The 6,000-nt window shown below is 59.5% G+C and carries 4 protein-coding genes; 2 read left to right on the top strand and 2 right to left on the bottom strand.

Annotated elements, in window-relative coordinates; genetic code table 11:
• Both A5650_RS27000 and A5650_RS26570 read right to left on the bottom strand, forming a co-directional pair.
• The coding region (locus tag A5650_RS27000) for a condensation domain-containing protein (RefSeq protein ID WP_231992755.1) at positions 1-1,486 on the bottom strand (1,486 nt) is incomplete at its 3' end.
• Between the two features lie 38 nt (positions 1,487-1,524).
• Positions 1,525-1,791, bottom strand: a complete 267-nt coding sequence (locus A5650_RS26570) for an MbtH family NRPS accessory protein (RefSeq protein WP_231992753.1) — start codon at positions 1,789-1,791, stop codon at positions 1,525-1,527.
• A 1,201-nt stretch (positions 1,792-2,992) separates the two neighbouring features.
• Between A5650_RS26570 and A5650_RS23045 the strand changes: the two genes are divergently transcribed.
• Together A5650_RS23045 and A5650_RS23040 are read left to right on the top strand one after the other, a co-directional pair.
• Positions 2,993-4,261, top strand: a complete 1,269-nt coding sequence (locus A5650_RS23045) for a glycosyltransferase (protein WP_067297391.1) — start codon at positions 2,993-2,995, stop codon at positions 4,259-4,261.
• A 317-nt stretch (positions 4,262-4,578) separates the two neighbouring features.
• Positions 4,579-5,982 carry a condensation domain-containing protein gene (locus tag A5650_RS23040; RefSeq protein WP_067297399.1) on the top strand — a complete coding sequence of 468 codons (1,404 nt, stop codon included), beginning with the start codon at positions 4,579-4,581 and terminating at the stop codon, positions 5,980-5,982.
• Positions 5,983-6,000: the final 18 nt, after the last annotated feature.

Raw genomic sequence — 6,000 nt, 5'->3', positions numbered from 1 at the left:
TCGGGGCCTCATCCACCTCGCGATACGTCCACGACCGACCCGCCCACCGCAACGCCACCGCCTCCGGCGACCGCGCCACCTGCCCCGCAAACACCCCCGGAATCGACACCGACACCGACCCCGACCCGGTCAACACCGCCCGATTACCCCAGCTATTCAGCTCGGCATGCTCACGCTCAGCGAGCAAATCAACAGAAACCAATTGCCGTTCTGGACCGGCGGTCATCGCGAGCAAGAGGCGACTCAACCGCTCCGCCAAATCCGCAACACCGAAGTCCGCAAATGGCTCGCCAGCACCTAAAGTGCTCAGGAATAGCTGGTCGCCATCCCTAAAGAAGACCAGCGCTGCCTGATCGCCGAAACCGGCATTGGTTAGCGTGCCCGTTGCCAGAGCATCGTCGAAATACCCCATGTGAGCGGCGGGGATGAAATTCACCACCACACGACTCGATGCCGGGCCGGAGTTGCGAAGACGCGCCCTATTCTCGAGAGTGTGAACGGGAAACCGTTGATGCTGCAGCGCCTCTCCGATTCGGGTGTTGACGTGTCGACAAAAATCAGCAACCGAAGAATCCGCCGAAGTTTTCAATACGAGAGGCACAACGCCGGAAATCATTCCGGGAACCATCTGAGATTCTGGACGGACGCGCCTACTCACAGGAAAATCAAGCACGATCTCTGAATGCTCGACGTCATACTTGCTCACCAACAGCGCACACGCGGCCGTGATGACAGACGATCGACGCACGCCCAGATTGCGCGCGAACTGGTCGATTTGACCAACGACCTGCGATTCCAGCGGGAACGGCGCGGAGAACTCGTCGCCAGCGCTTCCAGCGGCCTCACCCGGTGCAACGGGATGAGCCGGTGGTCTTTCAGCGGGAAGATTGCGAATCCAGTAGTCCTGATCATCGAGAAAGTCGGAGGAAGCTTGGTATTCCAACTCCGATTGGATCAGATCCTGCAGCGAGCCGAAGAAAGAGGGAGGAACCTCTTGGTTAGCAGCGGCTGCGGAATAGACAGCTGCGATCCGGTGCAACACGAGGCCAAGTCCGATTCCGTCAACCGCGATGTGATGGCAGCATGCGAAGAGGTAATTCTCATTTGCGCGAGTCTGCATCAATGCGAATTTGAACAGTGGGCCGGAAAGCGGCATCGGCGCTCTACGTATAGAAGACGCCAGGCGATGAACTTCCTGTGTAGGATCCTCCGAGTTTGCGAGGTCAAAACGAAGGAGCTCGACGTTCGGATATTCGACGAGTTTCTGAAAAACCTGGTCATCTTCTTGGAAGAAAACGGTTCGAAGGGGTTCAGCCTCATAGACGACATGACGGATCGACCATTCAACTAACTCGGGATCTACCTCGCCGTCGATGCGCAGGAGTTCGCCGAGGTGCAAATTTGCGTCAGGACCGCCAGTTTCGTGCGCAAGCCAGATCTCGAATTGTCTCCGCGTAAGCGGAAATACTCGATCGTCGAGTACCATCCGATTCCCCTCATTTACTCCAAGCCTGGCCGTTTGCTCTACGAACTAGGACCCCCCACCAGTCTCTCACGCCGGCTCCTGGGCCATATATGCCGCGGTGCGCTCGAAGCACTTCGAGACGCGACGCGGGGCGCTTTGCCGTAAATCACCCGCGAGCCGACTGCGACATTGACGAAGACGGGCCACAGGCTATGTTGCTCCTCATCGTTAACGGAGATGGATTTAGAGCCGTTGACGTCGTCGGCCGGATCAATGTTCACAGCTCTCCAGAATCTACTTGACGGAGTGGAAGTGTTCCAAACCATACTGAAGGCGAGAAGGGTTGGTCCGGGGTTTCAGCAAAGTCCCTGGATGTGGTCTGTTTCACAACGCAGCAATCCTGGTGAAAGGATGCTTTTCGTATGAGATTTCTCTCACCTGCGGCGATAAGCAGGCTTACCAGAACGTTTCGCTGTTGAGCAACCAGACGCCTCGGTCGGGTAGGAACTTTCCGGCGGCCGTCCCTGCCGCGAGCGAACGTTAATATCGGTTCCGGGTTCCTTCCACCGTGCTGTCCGTACCTCATCTCCCCAGCCGCGTTGAATCCTGAGGGCCTGGGTCAGCACTAGGCTGGGTGCACATGGGGGTCTGCGTACTAGGGATGGCGCGCCTGGAAGTTTGCCCTCGGCCGTCTTGAATGGGCTGCTGGCCGTTTTTGGGCGCCTCTCGGCGTCAGACGGCGCTGGTCTTTCTTTAACCGGGCGGCGCCACCGTGGCAGCGGCCTCGACGTTGCGGACTCGAACGACGCTCTTTGCGGTCGGTCACGCGAGCGACTCGGGCCGGTTCCTACCAGCGAAAATCACCGGTGGGTCCGATGCCGCAGGTTTGCCAGGCCCAATCAGACGCGGAGAACCACAGAAAGCACCGTGCAATCCTCATACTCCTCAGAACTCTGCTTGGTTCGACACCGACGTCGCGCCGACGAGTAGGCCCGCATTCAAGCAAACGGCTTAGTCGAAGCCACAAATGGGAGAACAAGTTGATAATCGAAGGAAGTTGCCCGCGCCTATTAATGAAGCTGTGATTTCCTCTGAAATTTAACAAAGCTGTGACTCTCCTGTGAAATTTGTGCCGACAAGCTTTGTGAGCTGTAGCGACGTCGAGGTCGCTGTTGGGGTCAACCGTAGGTTGCTGCGCCGGGAGGCCTAATCAATCGCGTTCTTCGTGTCCGCTGGGGCTTCCCGGATGAAGCGCGGGAGGATTGGGCGAGCGCTAGATCGCTTATCCTGGGCAGACCATCTCAAGGTGGCGTCTGTTCGCCCCGACCTTGAGATCGCTATGTCTGCGACCCACCGCTCTTGCGGCCACCTCGCCCGTCGCCGTGTCCGTGATGGGCATCCCACTAGCCAGACATCCCAACGGGGCTCGGGTTGCCAGCGCACCGGCTTAACATGTGTTCGCGCGTTCCGCCTCCGCAACAACAATGAAAGGCTCCGCAAAACACCGATGAAAGGCCAAGACTCGTTATGAAAGTTGTGGTGGCGTGCTACGGGACGCGCGGAGATGTGGAGCCATGCGCCGCCGTTGGCCGTGAGCTGCTGAACCGCGGGCACGAAGTGCAAATGGCCGTCCCCCCGAATCTAGTTGACTTCGTTGAGTCGGCTGGGCTCAGCGCGACTGCCCTCGGTCCGGATCCGCAAGCGATGCTCGACGCACACTGGGCCTTTTATAGGATGTTTTTTCGGAAACCCTGGCGTATTCGCGAATTCAGCCGATTGTCGCGCGAAGCGTGGGAACCCAAAGCTCAAGCCTGGGAAGAGATGAGCAAGACCCTGGCGTCGCTTGCGAACGGCGCTGACCTCCTGTTCACCGGCCTCGTCTTTGAGGAAGTCGCTGGCAACGTTGCGGAGCATCACGGCATTCCGTTGGCTACGCTGCATTACTTCCCGATACGACCTAACGGTGAACTCCTTCCGTTCCTGCCCGCCCGACTGTGTCGCTCGACCATGTTGGCGAACGAATGGCTGACTTGGCGCGGGACAAAGAAGGTGGTCGACGCGCAGCGCCGCGAACTGGGATTGCCCGAGGCAAAGCTGCCTTCCGCACGACAGATCACCGAACGTGGATCGCTTGAAATCCAGGCTTATGACGAGATTTGCTTTCCTCGACTGGCAGATGAGTGGGCCGAATTTGGTGCTCAGCGTCCCATCGTCGGCGCATTGGCGTTGAACCTGCCGACGGAGACAGATCACGAGGTGGCTTCCTGGATCGCCGCGGGAACGCCGCCGATTTTCTTCGGATTCGGCAGCGTGCCGGTGGAATCTGCTGCTAACACGCTTGCCATGATCACGACTGCCTGCGCGCAACTGGGCGAGCGGGCGTTGGTATGCGCCGCTGGAATCGACCATCCCCAAGGAGCGCAGCTGGACGACGTCAAGGTAGTCAGCGCGACAAATTACGCAGCCGCCTTTCCCGCCTGCCGCGCGGTCGTCCACCACGGTGGCTCGGGCACAACTGCAGCGGCTATGCGTGCCGGAATCCCGCAACTGATACATTCGACGGATCTCGATCAGACTCTCTGGGGAGTTCGTGTCAAGCGCTTAGGACTTGGTCTAGGGCGGCGCTTTTCGACTATCACGTCAGACTCGTTAGTGGCGGACCTGCGCACCATCCTGACTCCGCGGTACTTGTCACGGGCGCACGAGATCGCCGCGCAGATGTCGAATCCTGCGCAAAGCGTCGCGTCCGCAGCCGATCTCGTCGAAAATTTCGTTCGCATGGACTCTATTGGCTAATTCCGTGGGCCCTCAACGATCAACGCCAAAGTTCACTACATCACGGGGCGCTGTTCTTTCTGAGCGCTGTGCGCGCTGGGCCACCGTCGGGAGAACCGACACCGCTGCGACGGGCGGTTCTTACTTAGATGTGGCGACGCATTGCTGGGTGAGTGATCGACGCCGTGTCCGTCCGTGCAGCATCACGGCGATCGGTACCCTCTCATCATGAATTGGTACGCAATCACCGAAGCTCGCGCCGTCGCATGCTGTGTCGTCCGCCGTCATGAAGTCGGATTTCAGGCGGCCCATTCGATCCGAGTCGTCGATTGCCGATGATGCCGGTCCGTCTGCGTCCTGTGAGGGCATCTCTCAATAGCCCCGCCTCCAGAAGCTATGCGCGACCAAACAATCGGCTCTCGCTTATGGACCACGGCTTGTTCACGCAGCATCACGCTATCGGCCGCAATTTAGTCATCCAGTGTGTATGGCTTTATGAACACGCGATCGATTTCGACCGCGTAAGGCGTTTTCACCGAGACCTCGGTTACGGGTTGCTGGGGCGGCGCATCGAGCGTTCACCGCTTCCGTTCGGCTGGCATCGGTGGGTCTTGGATCGCGGGCCATCGGGCTTCGATATCGAGGAGTGCGCCCGCCCACGCGCTGAACTTGGCGATTGGATTGATGAACGCTCACAGAAAACTATTGACCCGGAAAAGGGGCCCGGTTGGCATCTCGGCGTCGTTTTCCTCGGGGATGGCTCTACCGCGGTGAGCCTCGTGGTTTCTCATTACCTGATCGACGGCCTCGGGCTTGCTGTTGCGTTGGTTGATGCGCTCTTAGGCAATACGCGCGAGCTTGAATACCCACCACCGGGTTCACGGGGCCGACTACGCGTGGCGGCACAGGACATACGACTAGCAGCGCTGGACATACCTCAGGTCGCCCGGGCGCTAGTTTCGGCGTCGAGACTGGCCCGTCACCGCCGGCACGATACTACGGATTCACCATCCCTACCGCCCGTCCTGCCCCGTGCAGGCAGCAGCGATGAGGCGATCGTGGTGCCGGGCATCACGATTCGGATAGACCTAGATGATTGGGATGCGCGAGCGAAGGCTCTGGGCGGAACGAGCAACACCATGACCGCCGGGTTCGCCGCGAAATTCGCGGAACACCTCGGGCGTCGACGCGCCCGTGACGGAGCCGTCACCCTGCAACTCCCTGTGAGCGACCGCGTCGAGGGCGATACGCGCGCGAATGCGATGTCAATCGCACGCGTCAGCATCGACCCAACCGGGGTGACTACGGACCTGCGTGACACCCGCGCCGCAATCAAACACGCACTAGAAGCTCTGAGGGAGACGTCCGACGAGTCATTGCAGCTTGCTTGGCTTCTCCCGTACACGCCGAAGCGGGCGTTGAAACGGATGGACGACGCGATGGTCGCTGACCCGGATCATCCGGTGCTTTGTTCCAATCTCGGCGACGTGGGATCGGTGGTGAACCGCCTCGACGGTACTGACGCCGAGTACGCCACCGCACGAGTCACGGCCCAACACGGAACACGCGAGTGGCTCGAGCGAACCGGCGGCCAACTGATCTTGCAGTCCTTACGAATTCCCGGCAGCTTTATCATCAGCGTCGACGCATACCAACCGGGCGCCGAAAATACCAAGGTTGCCTTACGTAAGTTAGCTGCGCGAGCACTGGCCGACTTCGGACTGAGCGGCAGGATCGAGTAACTGACTTCGTTGTGCCAT

Origin of the sequence: Mycobacterium sp. 1164985.4 (assembly GCF_001668575.1) — a bacterium.
In the GTDB taxonomy this organism is placed as follows: domain Bacteria; phylum Actinomycetota; class Actinomycetes; order Mycobacteriales; family Mycobacteriaceae; genus Mycobacterium.
The sequence above is the reverse complement of the archived record's forward strand: the minus strand, read 5'-3'. Positions and strand labels throughout refer to the sequence as shown.

Bases quoted from the DNA above. Each gene is read 5' to 3' on its own strand.
- A5650_RS26570 (WP_231992753.1), bottom strand. From the start codon at position 1,791: ATGGTTTGGAACACTTCCACTCCGTCAAGTAGATTCTGGAGAGCTGTG.
- A5650_RS23040 (WP_067297399.1), top strand. From the start codon at position 4,579: ATGCCGGTCCGTCTGCGTCCTGTGAGGGCATCTCTCAATAGCCCCGCC.
- A5650_RS23045 (WP_067297391.1), top strand. From the start codon at position 2,993: ATGAAAGTTGTGGTGGCGTGCTACGGGACGCGCGGAGATGTGGAGCCA.